The organism is Pseudomonas lutea, from assembly GCF_000759445.1.
GTDB classification, from domain to species: domain Bacteria; phylum Pseudomonadota; class Gammaproteobacteria; order Pseudomonadales; family Pseudomonadaceae; genus Aquipseudomonas; species Aquipseudomonas lutea.
Genome location: NZ_JRMB01000003.1, coordinates 184,649 through 204,186 on the forward strand (window position 1 = coordinate 184,649; position 19,538 = coordinate 204,186).

The 19,538-nt window shown below is 58.7% G+C and carries 17 protein-coding genes; 13 read left to right on the top strand and 4 right to left on the bottom strand.

Features of this window, described 5'->3' with window-relative positions; genetic code table 11:
• Positions 1–8 precede the first annotated feature (8 nt).
• On the bottom strand, positions 9–662 hold the full coding sequence (locus LT42_RS21695; RefSeq protein WP_037018042.1) for a YciC family protein: 654 nt from the start codon (positions 660–662) through the stop codon (positions 9–11).
• 189 nt (positions 663–851) lie between these two features.
• Between LT42_RS21695 and LT42_RS21700 the strand changes: the two genes are divergently transcribed.
• From LT42_RS21700 to LT42_RS21720, 5 genes are all read left to right on the top strand, one after another.
• Complete coding sequence (locus tag LT42_RS21700; RefSeq protein ID WP_037018044.1) at positions 852–1,679, top strand: DUF2076 domain-containing protein; 828 nt, start codon at positions 852–854, stop codon at positions 1,677–1,679.
• A 303-nt stretch (positions 1,680–1,982) separates the two neighbouring features.
• Positions 1,983–2,462 (top strand): NYN domain-containing protein, encoded by a 480-nt coding sequence (locus tag LT42_RS21705; protein WP_037018047.1) that lies wholly within the window; start codon positions 1,983–1,985, stop codon positions 2,460–2,462.
• A 556-nt stretch (positions 2,463–3,018) separates the two neighbouring features.
• Complete coding sequence (locus LT42_RS21710) at positions 3,019–3,645, top strand: 3'-5' exonuclease (RefSeq protein WP_037018050.1); 627 nt, start codon at positions 3,019–3,021, stop codon at positions 3,643–3,645.
• Positions 3,646–4,936: 1,291 nt separating this feature from the next.
• The gene (yedA, locus tag LT42_RS21715) at positions 4,937–5,836 is read left to right on the top strand and encodes a drug/metabolite exporter YedA (protein WP_037018052.1); all 900 of its coding nucleotides are present in this window, start codon (positions 4,937–4,939) and stop codon (positions 5,834–5,836) included.
• Between the two features lie 60 nt (positions 5,837–5,896).
• A complete protein-coding gene (locus LT42_RS21720) occupies positions 5,897–7,234 on the top strand; it encodes an RNA helicase RhlE1 (RefSeq protein ID WP_037018054.1) in 1,338 nt (445 codons plus the stop codon).
• A gap of 383 nt (positions 7,235–7,617) precedes the next feature.
• Here the strand turns inward: LT42_RS21720 and LT42_RS21730 are convergent, their stop codons facing one another.
• The 3 genes from LT42_RS21730 to gmd form a co-directional block, all read right to left on the bottom strand.
• Positions 7,618–8,739: a glycosyltransferase family 4 protein gene (locus LT42_RS21730; RefSeq protein ID WP_037018546.1), complete on the bottom strand. Its 1,122-nt coding sequence runs from the start codon at positions 8,737–8,739 to the stop codon at positions 7,618–7,620.
• Between the two features lie 135 nt (positions 8,740–8,874).
• Positions 8,875–9,771 (bottom strand): GDP-mannose 4,6-dehydratase, encoded by an 897-nt coding sequence (locus LT42_RS21735; protein WP_037018059.1) that lies wholly within the window; start codon positions 9,769–9,771, stop codon positions 8,875–8,877.
• Positions 9,771–10,802, bottom strand: a complete 1,032-nt coding sequence (gmd, locus tag LT42_RS21740; RefSeq protein WP_037018062.1) for a GDP-mannose 4,6-dehydratase — start codon at positions 10,800–10,802, stop codon at positions 9,771–9,773. The genes LT42_RS21735 and gmd overlap by 1 nt, the downstream gene beginning before the upstream one ends.
• Before the next feature lie 435 nt (positions 10,803–11,237).
• On the opposite strand from gmd, the gene LT42_RS21745 reads away from it, so the two are divergent.
• The 8 genes from LT42_RS21745 to LT42_RS21780 are packed head-to-tail and all read left to right on the top strand — an operon-like array spanning position 11,238 to position 19,526.
• Positions 11,238–12,341: an FAD-binding oxidoreductase gene (locus tag LT42_RS21745; protein ID WP_276209560.1), complete on the top strand. Its 1,104-nt coding sequence runs from the start codon at positions 11,238–11,240 to the stop codon at positions 12,339–12,341.
• Positions 12,342–12,353: 12 nt separating this feature from the next.
• On the top strand, positions 12,354–13,127 hold the full coding sequence (gene rfbF / locus LT42_RS21750) for a glucose-1-phosphate cytidylyltransferase (RefSeq protein WP_037018069.1): 774 nt from the start codon (positions 12,354–12,356) through the stop codon (positions 13,125–13,127).
• 8 nt (positions 13,128–13,135) lie between these two features.
• Complete coding sequence (gene rfbG, locus LT42_RS21755; RefSeq protein WP_037018072.1) at positions 13,136–14,224, top strand: CDP-glucose 4,6-dehydratase; 1,089 nt, start codon at positions 13,136–13,138, stop codon at positions 14,222–14,224.
• A gap of 21 nt (positions 14,225–14,245) precedes the next feature.
• The gene (gene rfbH, locus LT42_RS21760; protein ID WP_037018075.1) at positions 14,246–15,559 is read left to right on the top strand and encodes a lipopolysaccharide biosynthesis protein RfbH; all 1,314 of its coding nucleotides are present in this window, start codon (positions 14,246–14,248) and stop codon (positions 15,557–15,559) included.
• 3 nt (positions 15,560–15,562) lie between these two features.
• A complete protein-coding gene (locus tag LT42_RS21765; protein WP_037018078.1) occupies positions 15,563–17,278 on the top strand; it encodes a thiamine pyrophosphate-binding protein in 1,716 nt (571 codons plus the stop codon).
• Positions 17,275–18,210, top strand: coding sequence for an NAD-dependent epimerase/dehydratase family protein (locus tag LT42_RS21770; protein ID WP_037018081.1), 936 nt, complete (start codon positions 17,275–17,277; stop codon positions 18,208–18,210). The genes LT42_RS21765 and LT42_RS21770 overlap by 4 nt, the downstream gene beginning before the upstream one ends.
• A complete protein-coding gene (locus tag LT42_RS21775) occupies positions 18,197–18,601 on the top strand; it encodes a GtrA family protein (RefSeq protein ID WP_037018083.1) in 405 nt (134 codons plus the stop codon). Before LT42_RS21770 ends, LT42_RS21775 begins: the two co-directional genes overlap by 14 nt.
• The gene (locus LT42_RS21780) at positions 18,594–19,526 is read left to right on the top strand and encodes a glycosyltransferase family 2 protein (protein ID WP_037018086.1); all 933 of its coding nucleotides are present in this window, start codon (positions 18,594–18,596) and stop codon (positions 19,524–19,526) included. The genes LT42_RS21775 and LT42_RS21780 overlap by 8 nt, the downstream gene beginning before the upstream one ends.
• Positions 19,527–19,538: the final 12 nt, after the last annotated feature.

The following is a 19,538-nucleotide window of genomic DNA, read 5'->3' on the forward strand; positions in this document are numbered from 1 at the left end:
GTCGTGCCTCAGGTTGACCGGGCAGGGGTGTCGATGAGCATGAACAGCCGGAACATCACCACGCTGATGAACAACTGCAAGAAGCTGGAAATGCTGTCCACCGCGATCGACAGCATCGGGCTTTGCTGGTCCGGCAATACGTAATAGCTCAGGGCTTCCAGCAGCGACAGCGGAATGTAAACGCACAACACGCAGGTGAAAATGCGCAGCACGTGGCCCTGGGTCATCCTGAAGCTTTCACGCATTGCCTCAAGCGGGCCCATGCCACGCAGCACCAGCAGGTACTCCGACAGCACCAGTTTGATCATCACCCACACGCCCGGCAGGATGAACAGCGACATGCCGGCCATAATCAACAGCGTGCTCAACGCGGTCAGCACTGCGAACATGGGCCACAGGCGCAGCGCCGCCGCGAACAGATTCGCCTTGGGCGGCTCTTCGCCGCGGGTTTTGGCGTCCAGAAAGAGAATCAGTGCGCCGGTGTAGAGGGGGTAAAACAGCAAACCGACCAGCAATTGCACGGTCCCTGGGCCTTGGCCGAAGCCGATTAGCTGCTTGGTCAGTGCCTCCAGAATCACCAGCGGCAGGCACAGCGTAAGAATGCTGCCGAAGTTGCGTCGGAAGAAGTACAGCGAGTCTTGCAGAATGGTCAGCGGATTCATGAACGGATCACAGGGCTAAGCAGGCCAACACTGTAACGTAGACCCGCAGAACGGGCCAACCGGCGGGATGAGGCGGGTGTTCTTAACTTTTTTTACATCCTATTGAATCCCCCTTGAAGGCCCCCATTACTGGATGCGTACGAGCAATGGCTCGAAACAGAATTCCTACGGCAATCTAACGAGGTCGCCATGAACAGCGAAGAACAAACCCTGATCGACGGCTTGTTTGGCAAACTCAAACAAGCGGAAACCGAATCGGCCCCCCGTGACGCGCAGGCCGAAGCGCTGATCAAGGAGCACTTGACTCGCCAGCCTGCCGCGCCTTACTACATGGCGCAGTCGATTCTGGTGCAGGAAGTCGCGATCAAGCAGCTGGAAACTCAGAGCCGTCAGCGCGACGAGCAGATCCAGCAATTGCAGGCGGAATTGCAGCGTCTGCGATCTGCAGCGCCAGCCGCGCCGTCCAACAGCGGCGGCGGGTTCCTGTCGAGCATCTTCGGCGGCGGCTCGCGTGAACCGCAGGCTCAGCAGCCGGCTTCGTCTTTCTCCCGGCCATCGAGCCCGCAGCCTTCCACTGGCGGCTGGCGTGACAGCGGTCCTGCAAGCCCGCCGCCCTACAACGCGCCGCAGCAGAATTACGCTCAGCCACAGCAAAACTATGCCCAACCGCAACAGGCCCCGGCTGCACCGGTCGGCAGTGGCTTTCTGGGCGGCGCGCTGAAAACCGCAGCAGGCGTGGCCGGTGGTGTGATGCTGGCCGAGGGCATCAGCAGCCTGTTCCACCACAACAGCCAACCGCAGGAAATCGTCGAGATCATCCAGGAACAGCCGGCATTGCCTGCCGCCGAGCATGATCAAGGCGGCAGCGGTGGTTGGGGTGATGATCAGCAGCGCGTGACGGGAAATGACAACACCGGCAATGATGCCTGGGGCAGTGATCCAAACGGGTTTGCCGACACCGATTACGGCGGCGACACAGGTGGTGGCATGTTTGATGACGACGATTCGTTCGTCTGATGTCGTAGGCGCAAACCCCACCGCACTGTAGGAAACGCGGTGGGTCAGCAGTCCCTGTAGGAGCGCTTGCCCGCGAAGAATTTGTTCTGACGACAGATATGTATCGGATGTACCGGCCTCTTCGCGGGCAAGCGCGCTCCTACACCGTTCTGTGATGAATCGCGACTGCGGGGTGTCAGGAATACAGATCGTGTCCCCCAGTCACCTCCGCACCCAATCCTTCAATCCCTCCCTCAAACTGGCATACTGAGCGCCGGTCCGGTTTTCGGCCCCTGTCGCTTGTCAGCGCATTGAGGAATTTGGGTGAGAAGAATCGCGGTCTTCGCCGACGTACAAAACCTGTATTACACAGTACGTCAGGCTCACGGTTGCCACTTCAACTACGCCGCCCTGTGGGCCGACATCAGCCAGCGTGGCGAGATCGTCGAGGCGTATGCCTATGCCATTGACCGTGGCGACAGCAAACAACAGCAATTCCAGCAGATCCTGCGCAACCTCGGTTTCACCGTCAAACTCAAGCCTTACATCCAGCGCAGCGACGGCTCGGCGAAAGGCGACTGGGACGTGGGCATCACCATCGACATCATGGACGTCGCGCCGAATGTGGACGAGGTGGTGCTGGCGTCGGGCGATGGTGATTTCGACCTGCTGCTGGAGCGCATCATCAGTAAGCACGGCGTCGAAGCGATCGCCTACGGCGTGCCCGGGTTGACCGCGAATTCGTTGATCCGCGCCGCCAGCCGGTATGTGCCGATTGAAGGCGGGTTGCTGCTCAGAGCCTGATTGCCCATGCTGACCAAGGTTGATTGAAAGCACGTTATTCGCGAGACGTGACCGCAAAAGCTGACAAACACCGCCGAACCTGTAGGAGCCGGCTTGCTGGCGAACCCGGTCCGGCTCATGATCACGGGTCGACTGCTCCACCGCGTTCGCCACCGTCGTAACCTCCGACAGCTCCTACAGTGGTGCGCCACCAAGGCGATCAGGGACGTGCCACGGAGGCGATCAGGGACGTGCCACGGAGGCGATCAGGGGCGTGCCACCAGGACGATTTCCGAGGTTGAGCCGCGTGGCCAGCCGGTCTGCGCTGATTGAAAGCACGGTGTTCGCGAGACGTGACCGCAAAATGACAAACACCGCCGAACCCGTAGGAGCCGGCTTGCTGGCGAACCCGGTCCGGCTCATGATCACGGGTCGACTGCTCCACCGCGTTCGCCACCGTCGTAACCTCCGACAGCTCCTACAGGGGTGTGTCGTGTTCGCCGAAAGGGTGTTCACTGCTGCATTGATCCAGCGCTAATCCCTAAAACGCTAAACCCGCTATTTTGAAGGTCATTCCATGCAAGAACGCATCGCCGTCATCGACTTCGAAACCACCGGCATTTCCCCCAGCAGCTACTGCCGCGCCACGGAAATCGCTGTGGTCATCGTCGAGCAGGGCGTGATAGTCGAGCGTTATCAGAGCCTGATGAACGCCGGCGTGCGCATCCCGTCGTTTATCGAATCCCTCACCGGGATCAGCAACAGCATGCTACGCACGGCGCCACCGGCCGAACGCGTGATGAACGAAGTCGCCGAGTTCGTCGGTCTGACGCCGCTGGTGGCGCACAACGCCTCATTCGACCAAAAGTTCTGGGATTTTGAGCTGTCGCGCATCAAGCGCAATCGCGTGCAAAGCTTTGCCTGTTCGATGTTGCTGGCCCGGCGTCTACTGCCAAGCGCGCCCAACCACAAACTCGGCACCCTCACCAGTTGGGCAGGCTTGCCCCACACCGGCAAGGCTCACCGGGCCATGGCCGATGCCGAAATGGCCGCCAACCTCACGCTGCACCTGGGCCACCAACTGCGCGACACTCATGGCCTGGCGGGTGTTTCTCACCAGTTGTTGTGTACATTGCAGAAAGTCCCGGCGAAGAAAATTGCGGATGCCATCAGCAAGCATCGCGGCCTTGCGGCGAGTCGGTAGGACCGACTTCTACTCCCACAGGTGTACACGCGTCGCCTTCCCGGCCAAAGTCAGTCCCACTGAATGCATGTTGTCAGTAGGACCGGCTTCAGCCGGGAAGAGGCCACCTGTCGCGACATCACATTTGCAGTGCAGCAACCGACGCCTTCCCGGCTAAAGCCAGTCCTACGGGTGTACGCGTTGCCTTTCCATCCAAAGCCAGTCCCACTGGATTAACGCATGCTGTCAGTGGGACCGGCTTCAGCCGGGAAGAGGCCATTCAGCGCGACATCACATTTGCAGTGTGGCAACCGACGCCTTCCCGGCCAAAGTCAGTCCCACTGAATGCATGTTGTCAGTAGGACCGGCTTCAGCCGGGAAGAGGCCACTTGTCGCGACATCACATTTGCAGTGTGGCAACCGACGCCTTCCCGGCCAAAGTCAGTCCCACTGAATGCATGTTGTCAGTAGGACCGGCTTCAGCCGGGAAGAGGCCATTCAGCGCGACATCACATTTGCAGTGTGGCAACCGACGCCTTCCCGGCTAAAGTCAGTCCCACTGAATGCATGTTGTCAGTAGGACCGGCTTCAGCCGGGAAGAGGCCACTTGTCGCGACATCACATTTGCAGTGCAGCAACCGACGCCTTCCCGGCCAAAGTCAGTCCCACTGAATGCATGTTGTCAGTAGGACCGGCTTCAGCCGGGAAGAGGCCACTTGTCGCGACATCACATTTGCAGTGCAGCAACCGACGCCCTCCCGGCCAAAGCCAGTCCCACTGAATGCATGTTGTCAGTAGGACCGGCTTCAGCCGGGAAGAGGCCACTTGTCGCGACATCACATTTGCAGTGTGGCAACCGACGCCTTCCCGGCCAAAGTCAGTCCCACTGAATGCATGTTGTCAGTAGGACCGGCTTCAGCCGGGAAGAGGCCATTCAGCGCGACATCACATTTGCAGTGTGGCAACCGACGCCTTCCCGGCTAAAGCCAGTCCTACAGGTGTACGCGTTGCCCTCCCAGCTAAAGCCAGTCCCGTTGGATGAATGCGTGCTGTCAGTAGGACCGGCTTCAGCCGGGAAGAGGCCCTTGAGTACAACATCACATTTGCAGTGCAGCAACCGACGCCCTCCCGGCTAAAGCCAGTCCCACAGCTGTACACGCATCGCCTTCCCATCCAAAGCCAGTCCCACTCAAACGCAGCGTCAGGGCATATAAAAGTGTACGGGTCGAATAAACCCCATTTGTAACTGACGCCACCGCCCCGGACATTTCTAGAATCAGTCCCACAATAAATGACTGCACTAGAGCCCTTCATGCCTGCCGCCCGCCGTTTTCCCCTGCTGCTCATCGGGGCCTTTTTCGCGCTTTATGTGATCTGGGGCTCAACCTACCTAGCCATCCGCATCGGCATTGAAACCTGGCCCCCATTGATGATGGCCGGGGTGCGTTTCACCATCGCCGGCTCCATCCTGTTCGCCTTCATGCGCTTTCGCGGCGCGCCTATGCCCAGCTGGAAACAGTGGAAGGCCGCCGGCATGATCGGCTTTCTGTTGCTCGCCTGCGGCAATGGCGGCGTCACCCTGGCGGAACATGCCGGCGTTGCCTCCGGCGTCGCCGCATTGGCGGTGGCCTCGGTGCCGCTGTTCACCTTGCTGTTTGGCCTGTTCTGGGGCCATCGTAATACGGGCCTGGAATGGGCTGGCATCCTGCTCGGCCTCGTCGGCATCTCCTTGCTCAACCTCGGCTCCAACCTGCAGGCCAGCCCCATGGGCGCGGCGCTGGTGATCTTTGCTGCCGCTACCTGGGCCTTCGGTTCGGTGTGGAGCCGCTACCTGCCGCTGCCCTCAGGCCCGATGGCCAGCGCCTGCGAAATGCTGGTAGCCGGCGCCGTGCTGTTGCTCGGCAGCTTCGTCAGCGGTGAGCGCGTCACCCAGTCCCCCGGCCTGTCCGGTTGGCTGGTGATGGCCTATCTGGTGGTGTTCGGCTCCATCGTCGCGTTCAGCTCCTACATGTACCTGCTCAAAAATGTCCGGCCCGCTGCCGCGACCAGCTATTGCTACGTCAACCCGGCGGTGGCGGTGCTGCTCGGCGTGTTGTTCGCGGGCGAACACATCGGCTGGGCAGAAGGCGCAGCGATGGCCGTGATCATCAGCGCCGTCGTGCTTATCGGCCTGCCGCAGTGGCGCAAGCAGAAACCGGTAGAGAAAGGGTAAACTGCGCGCAATCGTCTTCTACAGACGCGTGTGCGCTGATCTTTTTCCAACGGTATTCAAATGACATTCGCCTCCCTCGGCCTGATCGAACCCCTGCTGCGTGCCCTCGAAACACTGGGCTACCAGACGCCCACCCCCGTTCAGGCCCAGGCCATTCCGCCCGTGCTCGAAGGCCGCGACCTCATGGCCGCCGCCCAGACCGGCACCGGCAAAACCGCAGGCTTCGCGCTGCCATTGCTGCAACGCCTGACCATGGAAGGCCCCAAAGTCGCGCCCAACTCGGTGCGTGCGCTGATCCTGGTGCCGACCCGCGAGCTGGCCGAGCAGGTTCACGAAGCCATCGCGCAATACGGCGAACACCTGCCGCTGACCACTTACGCGGCCTATGGCGGCGTCAGCATCAACCCGCAGATGATGAAACTGCGCCGAGGCGTCGACGTGCTGGTGGCCACCCCCGGCCGCTTGCTTGATCTGCATCGCCAGAACGCCGTCAAGTTTTCCCAGCTTCAAACCCTGATCCTCGACGAAGCCGACCGCATGCTCGATCTGGGCTTCTCCGAAGAGCTGCGCAACATCTACGCCGCCTTGCCGAAACGTCGCCAGACGCTGCTGTTCTCCGCGACCTTCTCCGATGCCATTCGCGCGCTGGCCGAGCAAATGCTCGACAACCCGCTGAGCATCGAAGTCAGCCCGCGCAACGTGGCGGCGTCGTCGGTCAAGCAGTGGATCGTCACCGTCGACAAGAAGCGCAAAAGCGAGCTGTTTATCCATCTGCTCAAGAAGCAGCGCTGGAGCCAGGTGCTGGTGTTCGCCAAGACCCGCGTCGGCGTCGATCAACTGGTGGAGCGCCTGCAAGGCCTGAGCATCAACGCCGACGGCATTCACGGTGACAAACCCCAAGCCACCCGCCAGCGCGCGCTGGATCGCTTCAAGAGCGGTGACGTGCAGATCCTCGTCGCGACCGACGTCGCCGCCCGTGGTCTGGACATCGACGACCTGCCGACGGTGGTCAACCTCGACCTGCCTATCGTTGCCGAAGACTACATCCACCGCATCGGTCGCACCGGCCGCGCGGGCCAGACCGGCGAAGCGATCTCCCTGGTGTGCGCCGACGAAGTCGACCTGCTCAGCGCCATCGAAGTGCTCACCCGCCAGACCCTGCAACGCCGCGAAGAACCCGACTTCATCCCGGAACACCGCGTACCGGTGACCGATGCCACCGGGCAGATTCTCAAGAAACCGAAAAAGCCGAAGAAACCCAAAACCAGCGGGGGCGGCGGTAAACGCAATCTCGGTAAGTGGGTGGACAGCGGGGAGACTGCGGCGGAAGTGCCTGCGGCCAAGCCTATTCGGAAAGTGCCGGTGTTCAACACCGGGCCGCGCAAGCGTAAGCCGTAAGGAAAATACGGCGCGAGTCCGGGCGATCTCACCAGTGCCCGGACTTCAGCGCGATCAATGTAGGACCGGCTTCAGCCGGGAAGAGGCCTGCATGAGCACCGTCAGATTTTCAGCGTGACAACCGACGCCTTCCCGGCTAAAGCCAGTCCCACTAGGTGACCGCGCTGTGTCAGTGGGACCGGCTTTAGCCGGGAAGAGGCCAGTGTGATCGCCATCAATTCTGCGGTGTGACCACTGACGCCTTCCCGGCTAAAACCGGTCCACAGGGTGAACGCTGCGGTCAGTGGGACCGGCTTCAGCCGGGAATAGGCAGGTGTGATCGCCATCAATCCTGCGGCGTGACAATGCCCCTTTCCCGGCTAAAGCCAGTCCTACAAAAATGCCTATCGCTTGCGCAGCACGTCCTGATACAAATCGGCGTACGCCTTCACCATCGTCGGCGCCGTAAACATCGACTCAAACCGCTGCACCGCTCTCAATCCCATCTGCTTGGCGAGCTCTCTGTCATTCCAGAGCGTCTCCATCGCTACCGCCAACGCATTTGAATCACGCGGCGCCACGACCAGCCCCGTCTCGTTCGCGATGTTAATAAAGGTGGTCCCCGTGCCCATCTCGCACGAGATCATAGGCTTGCCGTACATCGCCGCTTCCAGCAGCGAGATGCCGAACGACTCCGAACGCTGGTGTGACGGAAAGACAAACGCCTCACACAGCATCAGCAGCGCGTTCTTGTCCTCATCCGGCAGGCTGCCCACAAACACGACATTGTTGAGCCCAAGCGCATTGGCCTTAGCCTTGAGTTCAAGCTCCTGATGCCCGCCGCCCATGATCACCACCGGCAAGCGATTCTTCGCCGCAGCTTCCAGCAGGAAATCGAGGCCCTTGTAATAACGCAGCGCACCGACGAACAAAAAGAAGCGTTCGCCCAGTTGCTGTTTCCAGTGCGCAAGCTTCGCAGGCGACGGGGCAGGGTAGGTGGCTCGGTCAAGACCAAACGGAATGATCTCTACCTTGTCCTTGAAGCGAGTCAGCACCTCGCTACTCGCGGCGTAGTTGGGGGAGGACACCACAATACGGTCCACGCTGCTCAGGAAGCGGTTCATCAACGGCGCATACAGCTTGAGCAGCGTCTTCTGCTTGATGATGTCTGAGTGGTAACTCACCACCGCCGGCTTTTTGATCTGCGCGGCGAAGTGCGCGATGTCCATGTACGGCCACGGGAAGTGGTAATGCACGATGTCCGCTTCGCTCGCCAACTCCTTGAAGTCGCGAATGCCCGACAGCGAAAACCCTGTCGACGCCACATACAAGTCCTGCTTCGAACGGTGGGCAATATGGTTACCGACCGTCTCGTTGCGCGCGGCCCCTTCTTTACTCAGGGAAAGCACTTCGGAATGGATACCGTGAGCCTGGCAACCCTGTGCCAGCTGAAAGATGACTTGCTCGACGCCACCACCCTTGCTTTCCGGGAAGTAGGTTTTGAAGAAGTGCAAAACTTTGGTCATCAGCATTCTCTGACGAAACGATAACGTCCGCTGTTCTCGCGAGGTGTGCTTTGCGTGTAAAGCGGAGATGTGTGATGCGGAGAATAAAGGAAAACCCGAAGCGCCTCACAGCGCTTCGGGTTGGATGTTGCGGAGTTACGCGTCGGCCAGCATCCAGCCAAGCGTTTCGCTCAGCTCGGGTGTCTGCCAGCCTGGGACCAGAGACTTCAGCTTGCTGTTGTCGCCGCACAAGGTCTTGACCTCGTTGGCCCGCACGAAAGCAGGGTTCACTTCGACGGTGAGGTCGTGGCCCGTGATGGCGCGACACATGTCGAGCACTTCGCGGAGCGAGTGAGTCTTGCCCGAACTGACGTTCACGTACTGACCAAACGGCTTGGCCTCCAGCAGCCCGCGGTAGGCGGACACCAGCGCACGGACGTCGCTGAAGTCGCGCCAGACATCCAGGTTGCCCAGCTCGATCTTGTCGGCCTTCTCGCGGAAGTGCTTGACGATTTTCGGGAGCAGGAAGTTATCCGCCTGCCCCACGCCGGTGTAGTTGAACGGACGCGCGATGATGATCGGCAACCGCCCGAACCACAGACTGGCCATGTATTCCATGGCCAGCTTGCTGACGGCGTAATCGTTGGCCGGCGCCGGCGTGGTGCTCTCGTCAAGCAACCCTTCCGACGCATTGCCGTAAACATTGGCACTGCTGGCGATCAAGACGCTTTCAGGCGCTTTGCCGCAGTGGGCAATCGCTTCCAGCAGGTTGCGCGTACCGATCAAGTTGACCTGATAGAACGCATCTGCCGCGCCGTGTCCGACAAAGGCCAATGCCGCGAGATGAACAACGATGTCCGGCTGAAGCTCTGCCAGCAGCTTGCTCAGACTCACCAGATCGGTAAGGTCAGCCTGATGATAATTGGCATCATCGGACGGATGACTGCCCAGACCGACGACCTCGCAGCCTTGGGCTACGAGCTCGGCCGCCATGTAGCGCCCCGTGAATCCATGAATACCCGTTATCAGCGCGCGCTTGCCGGCCATACTCATCAGAACGAAAACCCTTTCTCGTTACGACGCAGGTCGGCTTCAACCATCATGCGGCACAGCTCTTCCAGGTTGGTCTTCGGCTCCCAGCCCAGGACTTCCTTGGCCTTGGCCGGGTTACCAATCAACAGCTCAACTTCAGTCGGACGGTAGAACTTAGGATTGACCGAGACCAGGACCTTGCCAGTGTCGGCGCAAGTGCCTTTCTCTTCTTCCGCTTCACCACTCCAGTTGATGGTGATACCGACAGCCTTGAATGCCATCGCGACGAAGTCACGAACGGTTTCAGTGCGGTTGGTGGCCAGGACAAAGGTGTCCGGCTCATCAGCCTGCAGCATGCGCCACATGCCTTCGACGTACTCTTTGGCGAAACCCCAGTCGCGCTTGGCGTCCATGTTGCCCAGTACCAGCGAGTCCTGCAGACCCAGCTTGATCTTGGCAACAGTGTCAGTGATTTTGCGCGTCACGAACTCACGGCCGCGCAGTGGCGACTCGTGGTTGAACAGGATGCCGCTGGTCGCAAAAATGCCGTACGACTCGCGATAGTTGATAGTCATCCAGTGCGCGTACAGCTTGGCAACGCCATAAGGGCTGCGCGGGTAGAACGGAGTGTCCTCGACCTGAGGAATGGCCTGAACCTTACCGAACATCTCGGAAGTCGACGCTTGGTAGAAGCGGACTTTCGGGTTAACGATACGGATGGCTTCCAGCAGATTGACAGCGCCAAGGCCGGTGATTTCGGCGGTGGTGATCGGCTGTTCAAAGGAAACGCCCACGAAGCTCTGCGCAGCGAGGTTGTACACCTCGGTGGCTTCGGTGGTCTGCAGCAGACGGATGCTGGCCGACAGGTCGGTGAGGTCGTACTCGACCAGGTGCAGGTTTGGATTGTTCTGGATGCCCAGTTCTTCGATCCGCCAGAAATTGACAGAACTGGTACGACGATAGGTGCCGTAGACGGTGTAGCCCTTGCCAAGCAGCAGTTCAGCCAGGTAGGCGCCGTCTTGACCAGTGATGCCGGTAACAATTGCTTTCATGCGAGGATCGAGCTCCGTTGGTAGTTATATATTGGTGGCGAAAAGCCGGCAGCGTTGCAGCGACCGCTGGGCGCGCGCGAATTGTTTGCGGGGAAATATACACCGAACAGACAATAGGCTCGATAGGCGCCAGATAAAACTGCTCTCAAGAGGTCGACATGTAGCACTGCATTTACCCAACAAAGCTTGTGCCAACTACGTAAGCGCACCGCAAACGGCGCCATCCGCCTCGCCCCCATCTTGCTCAGTCCTGTCGGCGAGCCTTAAGCGCGGTGGCGTGATTTTCCGCCCATGGGTCATGCACCGTCAGAACTGGGCTTGCAAAAATCCTGCACTACAGCGGGCACACAGCGTGTAAACTCCGTCCCCCGTAGCAACTTCAGAAGCAGTCAACACGTGCGCAGTACTTCACGGCCCGGCCCGTAGCGGGTGGTCTTGAAGCATCTTCCGCCCGTCTGTTTTTTGTTGTTCGTCGCCCTCAGTCTTCTTCACAGGCGTTGCCAGACGTTAACTTCTGCAGCCTTTCAGTATTTCGAATCCGGTAACCCCATGGTTTCAGTAAAGCTCCATAGTGGGCAAACATTCATTTCCGAGTCTGGCGCCTCGTTGCTGGACAGCGCAAAAGCTGCTGGCATAACGCTTGAGTACAGCTGTCGCACTGGTCGTTGCGGCGTGTGCAAAGCCATGGTGCTCAGCGGTGAAACTGAGGCCCTCAAAGGAGAGGCGTCGCTGACCGTCGACGAGATGGCTGCGGGAATGATTCTGACCTGCTGCCGCCGTGCGATAACCGATGTGGAGATAGACGCCGAGGATATCGGTGCGCTGGGCGATATCGAAGTCAAAACCCTCCCTTGCCGGATTGATACAATCACTCACCTTGCGGACAACGTGGTTGAAGTCATTCTACGGGTCCCGCCTGCCAGCAAGCTTCATTACCTGCCTGGCCAGTATCTGGACGTGATCGGGGCGGGCGGCTTGCGTCGCAGTTATTCAATTGCCAATGCCCAGCGCAGCGACGGCAAGCTGGAACTCCAGATCCGGCAAGTTGAGCACGGCTCGATGTCACGTTACTGGTTCGGTGACGCCAAGCCCAATGACCTTTTGCGCTTGGAAGGCCCGCTAGGGACATTTTGTCTGCGTGACAAGAGCGCTAGTACGCTGATTTTTCTCGCGACCGGTACCGGCATTGCGCCGGTCAAGGCGATGCTTGAACAATTGCAGGCTAATCCGGACCTGGCGGCGGGCAAGAAGATTTTCATCTATTGGGGTGGGCGCAGCCTTACCGATATTTATTGGGCCCCTAATCTTGAGGGCCTTGACGCGGTATTTATTCCTGTGCTCTCACGGCCAGATGCGCAATGGCAGGGCCGTACTGGTTACGTCCAGGCCGCTCTGCTTGAGGACGGGATCGAACTTGATCACGCAGTGGTTTATGCCTGCGGGTCGGAAAGCATGATCCATTCCGCCCGTGAAGTTCTTCATAGCGCCGGGTTACCTGTCAAACACTTTTACTCCGATGCATTCGTGAGTTCGAACTAACAAGGAGCGGTTATGAAAGCGGTCATTCTGGCAGGTGGGCTCGGCACGCGCTTAAGCGAAGAGACTGGTACACGGCCTAAGCCAATGGTTGAAATCGGTGGCAAGCCGATTCTGTGGCACATCATGAAAATGTATTCCTCCCACGGCATCAATGATTTCATCATCTGCTGTGGCTACAAGGGCTACATGATCAAGGAATACTTCGCCAACTATTTCCTGCACACGTCGGACATCACGTTCAACATGCGCGAGAACACCATGAAGGTTCACGACCAGCGTGCTGAAGACTGGAATGTGACGTTGGTAGATACGGGCGAAACGTCGATGACGGGTGGTCGCCTGCGCCGTGTCGCGGATTACGTACGCGATGATGAGGCTTTTTGCTTCACCTACGGCGATGGCGTTGGCAGCATGGACATCAGCGCTGCCGTCGCCTTTCACAAGGGCCACGGCAAAGCTGCCACGCTCACCGCAACCTTCCCGCCAGGCCGCTTTGGCGCGCTGGACATCAGCGAAGGCCAGGTCCTTAATTTTAAGGAAAAGCCTAAAGGTGACGGCGCCATGATCAATGGCGGTTTCTTCGTGCTCTCTCCGCAAGTGCTGGATTACTTGGAAGGCGACAGCACAGTCTGGGAGCAGGGGCCGCTGATGAGCCTCGCCGAGCAGGGCCAACTGATGGCGTTCGAGCATCCTGGTTTCTGGCAGCCGATGGACACCCTGCACGATAAAAATCTGCTCGAAAAGTTGTGGCAGAGCGGTGAAGCGCCTTGGAAATTCTGGGACTGAGAACGACTATGAAAGCTGCTGTCTCCGCTGATTTCTGGAAAGGCAAAAAAGTTTTCCTGACCGGCCATACCGGCTTCAAGGGAAGCTGGCTGGCTCTGTGGCTGCAGGGCATGGGCGCTCAGGTGAAAGGCTTTGCCTTGTCGCCGCCGACCACGCCTTCACTCTTCGAGCAAGCGCAGGTTGAGCGGGGCATGGAGTCGCAGATCGGCGACATCCGCGATCTGCAGGCCGTGACAGAAAGTATGGTTGGCTTCAATCCGGACATCCTGATTCACATGGCGGCACAACCGCTGGTCAGGCTGTCGTACCGCGAGCCGGTTGAAACCTACGCTACCAACGTCATGGGCACTGTTCATGTGCTCGAGGCTGCGCGCAAATGCCCCGGCCTGCGCGCCATCGTGAATGTCACCACTGACAAATGTTACGAGAATCAGGAATGGGAATGGGGCTATCGCGAGAATGAGCCCATGGGTGGCCACGATCCGTACAGCAACAGTAAAGGCTGTGTGGAGCTGGTCACCAGCGCCTATCGCAACTCGTTCTTCAATACCGAACACTCCGCTGCATTAGCGTCAGCGCGCGCTGGCAATGTCATCGGCGGTGGCGACTGGGCCGACGACCGATTGATACCGGACATCCTGCGCGCTGTCGAGCAGGGCAAGCCTGTTGTCGTGCGCAATCCGAAGGCCACCCGTCCTTGGCAGCATGTACTTGAGCCGCTCAGCGGTTATCTTGTTCTCGCCCAGCACCTATGGGAGCATGGCCAGTCATTCGCTCAGGGCTGGAACTTCGGTCCTCGCGACGAAGACGCTCAACCTGTCGAATGGATACTTGATCACATGGTCCAGGCGTGGGGAGCTGGCGCTAGCTGGCAGCTTGATAGTGACCCGCAGCCGCACGAAGCCCGCTATTTGAAACTGGACATCTCCAAGGCCCGCGCTCACTTGAAGTGGGAACCAACATGGGGCCTGGAAACGACGCTGACTCGCATCGTCAACTGGCACAGAGCCTGGTTGGAGAATGCCGACATGCATGTCAGCTGCGTAGAAGAAATAAACAGCTACATGGCAGCCATGCCACTGGCGCCTAACCGATAATTAGCTTGAGCAGGAAATACTATGACCCCCGATATGCTCCGTCAGGAAATCAGCCAGCTCGTTGAGCGCTACGCCCAGACGGCCTTGGCGGCCAAACCTTTTGTCGGGGGTGAATCCGTCATCCCTCCTTCGGGCAAGGTAATCGGCGCGCGTGAACTGCAGCTGATGGTTGAGGCCTCTTTGGATGGCTGGCTAACCACTGGTCGCTTCAACGCTGAATTCGAGAAGAAACTGGCTGCGTTCCTGGGTGTGAACTACCTGCTGACCGTGAACTCCGGTTCTTCGGCCAACCTGGTGGCGTTCAGCACCCTCACGTCACCAAAACTGGGTGATCGTGCAATCAAGAAGGGTGACGAAGTCATTGGGGTTGCGGCGGGTTTCCCGACCACCGTCAACCCGATCGTTCAGTTCGGCGCGATCCCTGTGTTCGTCGACGTGGAAATGAACACCCACAACATCAATGCAGACTTGATCGAAGCGGCCATCACGCCGAAGACCAAGGCCATCATGCTCGCTCACACCTTGGGAAACCCGTTCAATCTGGGCAAGGTGAAGGCGCTATGCGAAAAGTACAACCTTTGGCTGGTCGAAGATTGCTGTGACGCGTTGGGCGCGACTTACGACGGCAAGATGGTAGGCACCTTTGGCGACATCGCGACACTCAGCTTCTACCCTGCTCACCACATCACCATGGGTGAGGGCGGCGCGGTATTCACTAATGATGCCCAGCTACGGATGATCGCGGAATCGTTCCGTGACTGGGGCCGCGATTGCTACTGCGCGCCAGGCTGCGACGACACGTGCGGCAACCGTTTCGGGCAGCAGTTCGGCAGCCTGCCACAAGGTTATGATCACAAGTACGTGTATGCGCACTTGGGCTACAACCTGAAGATCACCGACATGCAAGCGGCTTGCGGCCTGGCCCAGCTTGATCGAGCGCCGGAGTTCATCGAAACCCGCAAGCGCAACTTCAAACTGTTGAAAGAGCGTCTGTCCAGCCTGAGCGACTTCCTTGAAATTGCCGAGCCTACGCCTAATAGCGATCCTTCCTGGTTCGGCTTCCCGGTGACTCTCAAAGAGACTGCCGGCGTCAAGCGTGTGGATCTGCTGAAGTTCCTCGATCAGAACAAGATCGGCACCCGTCTGCTGTTCGCAGGCAACCTGACGCGCCAGCCGTATTTCCATGGCGTCGAGCATCGCGTAGTGGGCGAGCTGACCAACACTGACCGCACCATGAACCAGACCTTCTGGCTCGGCGTGCAACCGTCGCTGGGTCAGGAACAGTTCGACTATGTTGGTGAAAAACTGGAAGAGTTCTTCGGGATCGGTTTCTAAATTATGAAAGCATCGGATGCAGTCGCTAAGGTTCTGGCGGACACTCATGTCCTCTATGGTTTTGAGCTCATTGGTGGAATGATTGCGCACTTGGTGGACAGTATTAACTTGCTCGGCAAGACCAAGTTGGTATCCATGCACCATGAGCAAGGCGCCGCCTTCGCTGCATCCGCCGTCGCACGCGTAACGAATCATAAAGTGATGGGCGTGGCACTGGGCACAAGCGGCCCGGGCGCCACTAACCTGATCACAGGAATTGCAGACTGCTGGTTGGACAGCCATCCCTGCCTGTTCCTGACCGGCCAGGTCAATACCCATGAACTGAAGGGTGAGCGGGCTATTCGCCAACAGGGTTTTCAGGAACTGGACAGCGTTGCTTTGGTGAGCAGCATCACCAAGTACGCTCACCAGGTTACCCACGTCGATGAACTGATTCCCTGCCTGCTCAAGGCGATTACCACCGCCCGGGCCGGCCGGCCGGGGCCCGTCCTGCTCGACATTCCAATGGATGTTCAGCGCGCCGAAGTTGACGACGCTGTGCTTGAGGAATTGCTGAGCGCGTGGGCTCGTGAGTTGGACGTTGCGCCGGCGCAGAAAGACTCGCATGCGGACGTCTGGGCGTTGCTGGAAAAAGCTCAGAAGCCGCTATTCCTGATTGGTGGTGGTGCCGTGAACACGCCTGAGTTCAGCCAATGGTTGAGCGAGGTCCGTAGACTGGGCATCCCCCACGTTGCGAGCCTGAAGGGCGCCGAGAAGGTGCCCGCCAGCGAGCACTACATTGGGATGCTCGGTGCTTACGGGACGAGGGCGGCGAACTACGCCGTGCAGAATTGCGACCTGCTGATTGTGTTCGGAAGTCGCATGGACGTACGCCAAACCGGCGCCAAGCCCGAAACCTTCGCGCATCACGCGCACATTGTGCAGTTCGACCTGGACGCCGCTCAACTGGACAACAGGGTGAAGGCGCAACAGTCGATCCATGCCGACCTTGAAGCGGTGTTCGCTTCCTTTATGGCGCACGCTCCGATGCTCCCGCCCGCGCCGCCGTCCTGGCATGCAAGTTTGGCGCAGGTGTTCGAGCAATCGTTCAAGGACGAGTACACCGACTTGGGTTTCAGCCCTTTCGCTTTGTTCGGCGCCCTCAACGAATTGACCGAAGGCCGGGCGCTCGATTACGTCGCCGATGTAGGCAATAACCAGATGTGGGCCGCGCACACGTTGCGCCTGAACCCCGGCCAAGCCATGCACCACTCCGGCGGTCTCGGCACGATGGGCTTTGCCATTCCGGCGGCCGTAGGTGCTTGCATCGCTGGGCACAAGGCAGTTGTGGTGATTACCGGTGACGGCGGAGCCCAGCTGAATATTCAGGAGCTGGACATCATCGCCCGTGAGCGGCTGCCTATCCTGACAGTGGTACTGAACAACCACTCGTTGGGCATGGTGCGCGGTTTTCAGGAAATGTATTTCGAGGGTCGTAACTCCTCGACGTACTGGGATGGCTATACCTCGCAATTCAAGGCCTTGGGCGAAGCCTACGGCATTGATTCGCGGAGCGTGATCGACCTGGAGGCGTTCAAGTCTGCGGTCGTTGAGTTCCTGGCGAACGGTAAGCCAATGCTTATCGAAGTATTAATGCCAGACGCCCGCGAATGCCGACCTCGCCTTGAGTTCGGCCGTCCCATCCACGAGCAGTCGCCGTTGCTGGACCTGGGTCAATGAAGGTTGCCATCCTTGGAGCCAGCAGCCACATCGCCAAGGACCTGATAGCCAGTCTCGCTCAATCCACGGCGTACAGATGCACGCTGTTTGTGCGTACGCCCGCTACCCTAGACGCAGGCGTTCAAACGATCGCGGCAAGCGAAGGCTTTCCGGTTCTCGACTACGCCGCTTTCGATGACAGCTGCGAGTTCGATGCAGTTATCAACTTTGTCGGTGTTGGCGATCCGGCCCGTGCTGTACAGATGGGCCAGGCGATTTTCAGCGTCACGGAGCAGTACGATAATCTGGCCCTGGCCTACTTGCGTAGCCACCCTGTCTGCAAATACATCTACCTGAGCAGCGGCGCCGCCTACGGCACCAACTTCTCGGCGCCGATCACGGACGACTCGGCTGCCGTGTTTCCTATCAACGCGCTGCAGCCGCAGCACTGGTATGGCGCGGCCAAGTTTCAAGCCGAGTGTCGCCACCGCGCGCTGCCGGAAGCGGCCATCACTGATGTGCGAGTCTTCAGCTACTTCAGCCATCGCCAGCCGTGCGAAGCGAGGTTCTTCCTGAGTGACATCCTGCGGTCCCTGCATACGGGCACCGTGCTAGAAGTCGCGCCGGATGACATGCTTCGGGATTACCTCACGCCTGCAGACTTCATGCAGTTGATCGGCCGTGTTTTGCAGGCACCTCCGGGTAACGATGCAGTGGACTGCTACAGCCTTGCGCCGGTGAGCAAGTTCGAACTGCTGGCAGCGGTGAGCGAGGAGTTCGGTCTGAAGTTTACGGTCGCCGGTGAACAGGCCCGAGTGAATGCTACGGGACCCAAGGCTCATTACTATTCGCACAATCGCAGGGCAGAGCAGTTGTTCGGCTATGTTCCCGGCGATTCGTCGCTGAGCGGCGTGTTGCGCGAAATCAGGCAGGCGCTGCATGCAAGAGACTGAAAAAGCATGGCCACGGCTTCACGCGCTTCTCAAGATAAAACTGGTCCGGTTTGCGTTGGTGGGGATGTTGAACGCGGCGTTCGGCTACGGTTGTTTTGCCGGCTTCCTTTACCTCGGTCTGCATTACAGCATGGCGTTGCTGCTCGCCACCATTCTGGGCGTATTGTTCAACTTCAAGAGCACTGGCGCCCTGGTGTTCGGTTCGAAGAACAATAAACTCATCTTTCGTTTCGTGGCCGGCTATGCCGTTGTCTACGCAGCCAACGTAGCCGGGATTGCTGTGCTGAAGTTGCTGGGCGTAAACCCCTACTTAGCCGGCATCGCTCTGATCGTGCCCATGGCTTTACTCTCATTCGTCATTAATAACAGGTATGTTTTCAATTATGCGTAAGCTCATCAGCATAGTGACCCCTTGCTACAACGAAGAAGCCAATATTGATGAGCTGTACCAGCGCATCGTCGAGGTGATGTCGCGCCTTGACTACGATTACGAACATATCTTCATTGATAACTGCTCGACCGATAGCAGCATCGTCAAGTTGCGAGCACTGGCTGCGCAGGACAACCGGGTCAAATTGATCCTGAACGCCCGAAATTTCGGTCACATCCGTTCTCCTTATTACGCCCTGCTCCAGGCTCGGGGCGACGCTGCCGTGCTGATTGCTTCGGACCTGCAAGATCCGCCCGAGATGATCGAAGAGTTCGTGAAGAAGTGGGAAGAGGGCTTCAAGACCGTGATGGCGGTTAAGCCAGAGAGCGAAGAGTCGCGTCTGATGTTCATCGCGCGCCGCGCCTATTACCGCTTCGTCACCCGCATCTCCGAAGTTCCGCTGGTGCAGAACGCAACAGGTGCAGGCCTGTTTGATCGGGCGGTGCTGGACATACTCAAGAAGATAGATGACCCGTATCCGTACTTCCGTGGTCTGCTGTGTGAGATTGGGTTCCCGATAGCCACCGTGCCGTTCAAACAACCTCGACGCCTGCGCGGCATCACCAGCAACAACTTTTATACCTTGTATGACATTGCCATGCTGGGAATTACCAACCATTCCAAAGTGCCGTTGCGGCTGATGGTAATGGGGGGAGCACTGCTCGCGGGCCTAAGCCTGCTGGCTGCATTTGGCTTCCTGATTGCGAAGCTTGTATTCTGGAACTCCTTTCAGGTAGGTATCGCGCCGCTGCTTATCTCATTGTTCTTCTTCAGCTCGGTCCAGATCCTGTTCTTGGGAATGCTGGGAGAGTATCTGGGCTCTGTTCATACCAAAATTCGCAACATGCCGCTCGTGGTTGAAAGCGAACGCGTAAATTTTGACTAAATAACCCGAGCA

Bases quoted from the DNA above. Each gene is read 5' to 3' on its own strand.
- LT42_RS21700 (WP_037018044.1), top strand. From the start codon at position 852: ATGAACAGCGAAGAACAAACCCTGATCGACGGCTTGTTTGGCAAACTC.
- LT42_RS21775 (WP_037018083.1), top strand. From the start codon at position 18,197: ATGCAAGAGACTGAAAAAGCATGGCCACGGCTTCACGCGCTTCTCAAG.
- LT42_RS21765 (WP_037018078.1), top strand. From the start codon at position 15,563: ATGAAAGCATCGGATGCAGTCGCTAAGGTTCTGGCGGACACTCATGTC.
- LT42_RS21770 (WP_037018081.1), top strand. From the start codon at position 17,275: ATGAAGGTTGCCATCCTTGGAGCCAGCAGCCACATCGCCAAGGACCTG.
- LT42_RS21730 (WP_037018546.1), bottom strand. From the start codon at position 8,739: ATGACCAAAGTTTTGCACTTCTTCAAAACCTACTTCCCGGAAAGCAAG.
- LT42_RS21720 (WP_037018054.1), top strand. From the start codon at position 5,897: ATGACATTCGCCTCCCTCGGCCTGATCGAACCCCTGCTGCGTGCCCTC.
- LT42_RS21710 (WP_037018050.1), top strand. From the start codon at position 3,019: ATGCAAGAACGCATCGCCGTCATCGACTTCGAAACCACCGGCATTTCC.
- rfbG (WP_037018072.1), top strand. From the start codon at position 13,136: ATGAAAGCTGCTGTCTCCGCTGATTTCTGGAAAGGCAAAAAAGTTTTC.
- LT42_RS21695 (WP_037018042.1), bottom strand. From the start codon at position 662: ATGAATCCGCTGACCATTCTGCAAGACTCGCTGTACTTCTTCCGACGC.
- LT42_RS21735 (WP_037018059.1), bottom strand. From the start codon at position 9,771: ATGAGTATGGCCGGCAAGCGCGCGCTGATAACGGGTATTCATGGATTC.
- rfbH (WP_037018075.1), top strand. From the start codon at position 14,246: ATGACCCCCGATATGCTCCGTCAGGAAATCAGCCAGCTCGTTGAGCGC.
- LT42_RS21780 (WP_037018086.1), top strand. From the start codon at position 18,594: ATGCGTAAGCTCATCAGCATAGTGACCCCTTGCTACAACGAAGAAGCC.
- rfbF (WP_037018069.1), top strand. From the start codon at position 12,354: ATGAAAGCGGTCATTCTGGCAGGTGGGCTCGGCACGCGCTTAAGCGAA.
- gmd (WP_037018062.1), bottom strand. From the start codon at position 10,802: ATGAAAGCAATTGTTACCGGCATCACTGGTCAAGACGGCGCCTACCTG.
- yedA (WP_037018052.1), top strand. From the start codon at position 4,937: ATGCCTGCCGCCCGCCGTTTTCCCCTGCTGCTCATCGGGGCCTTTTTC.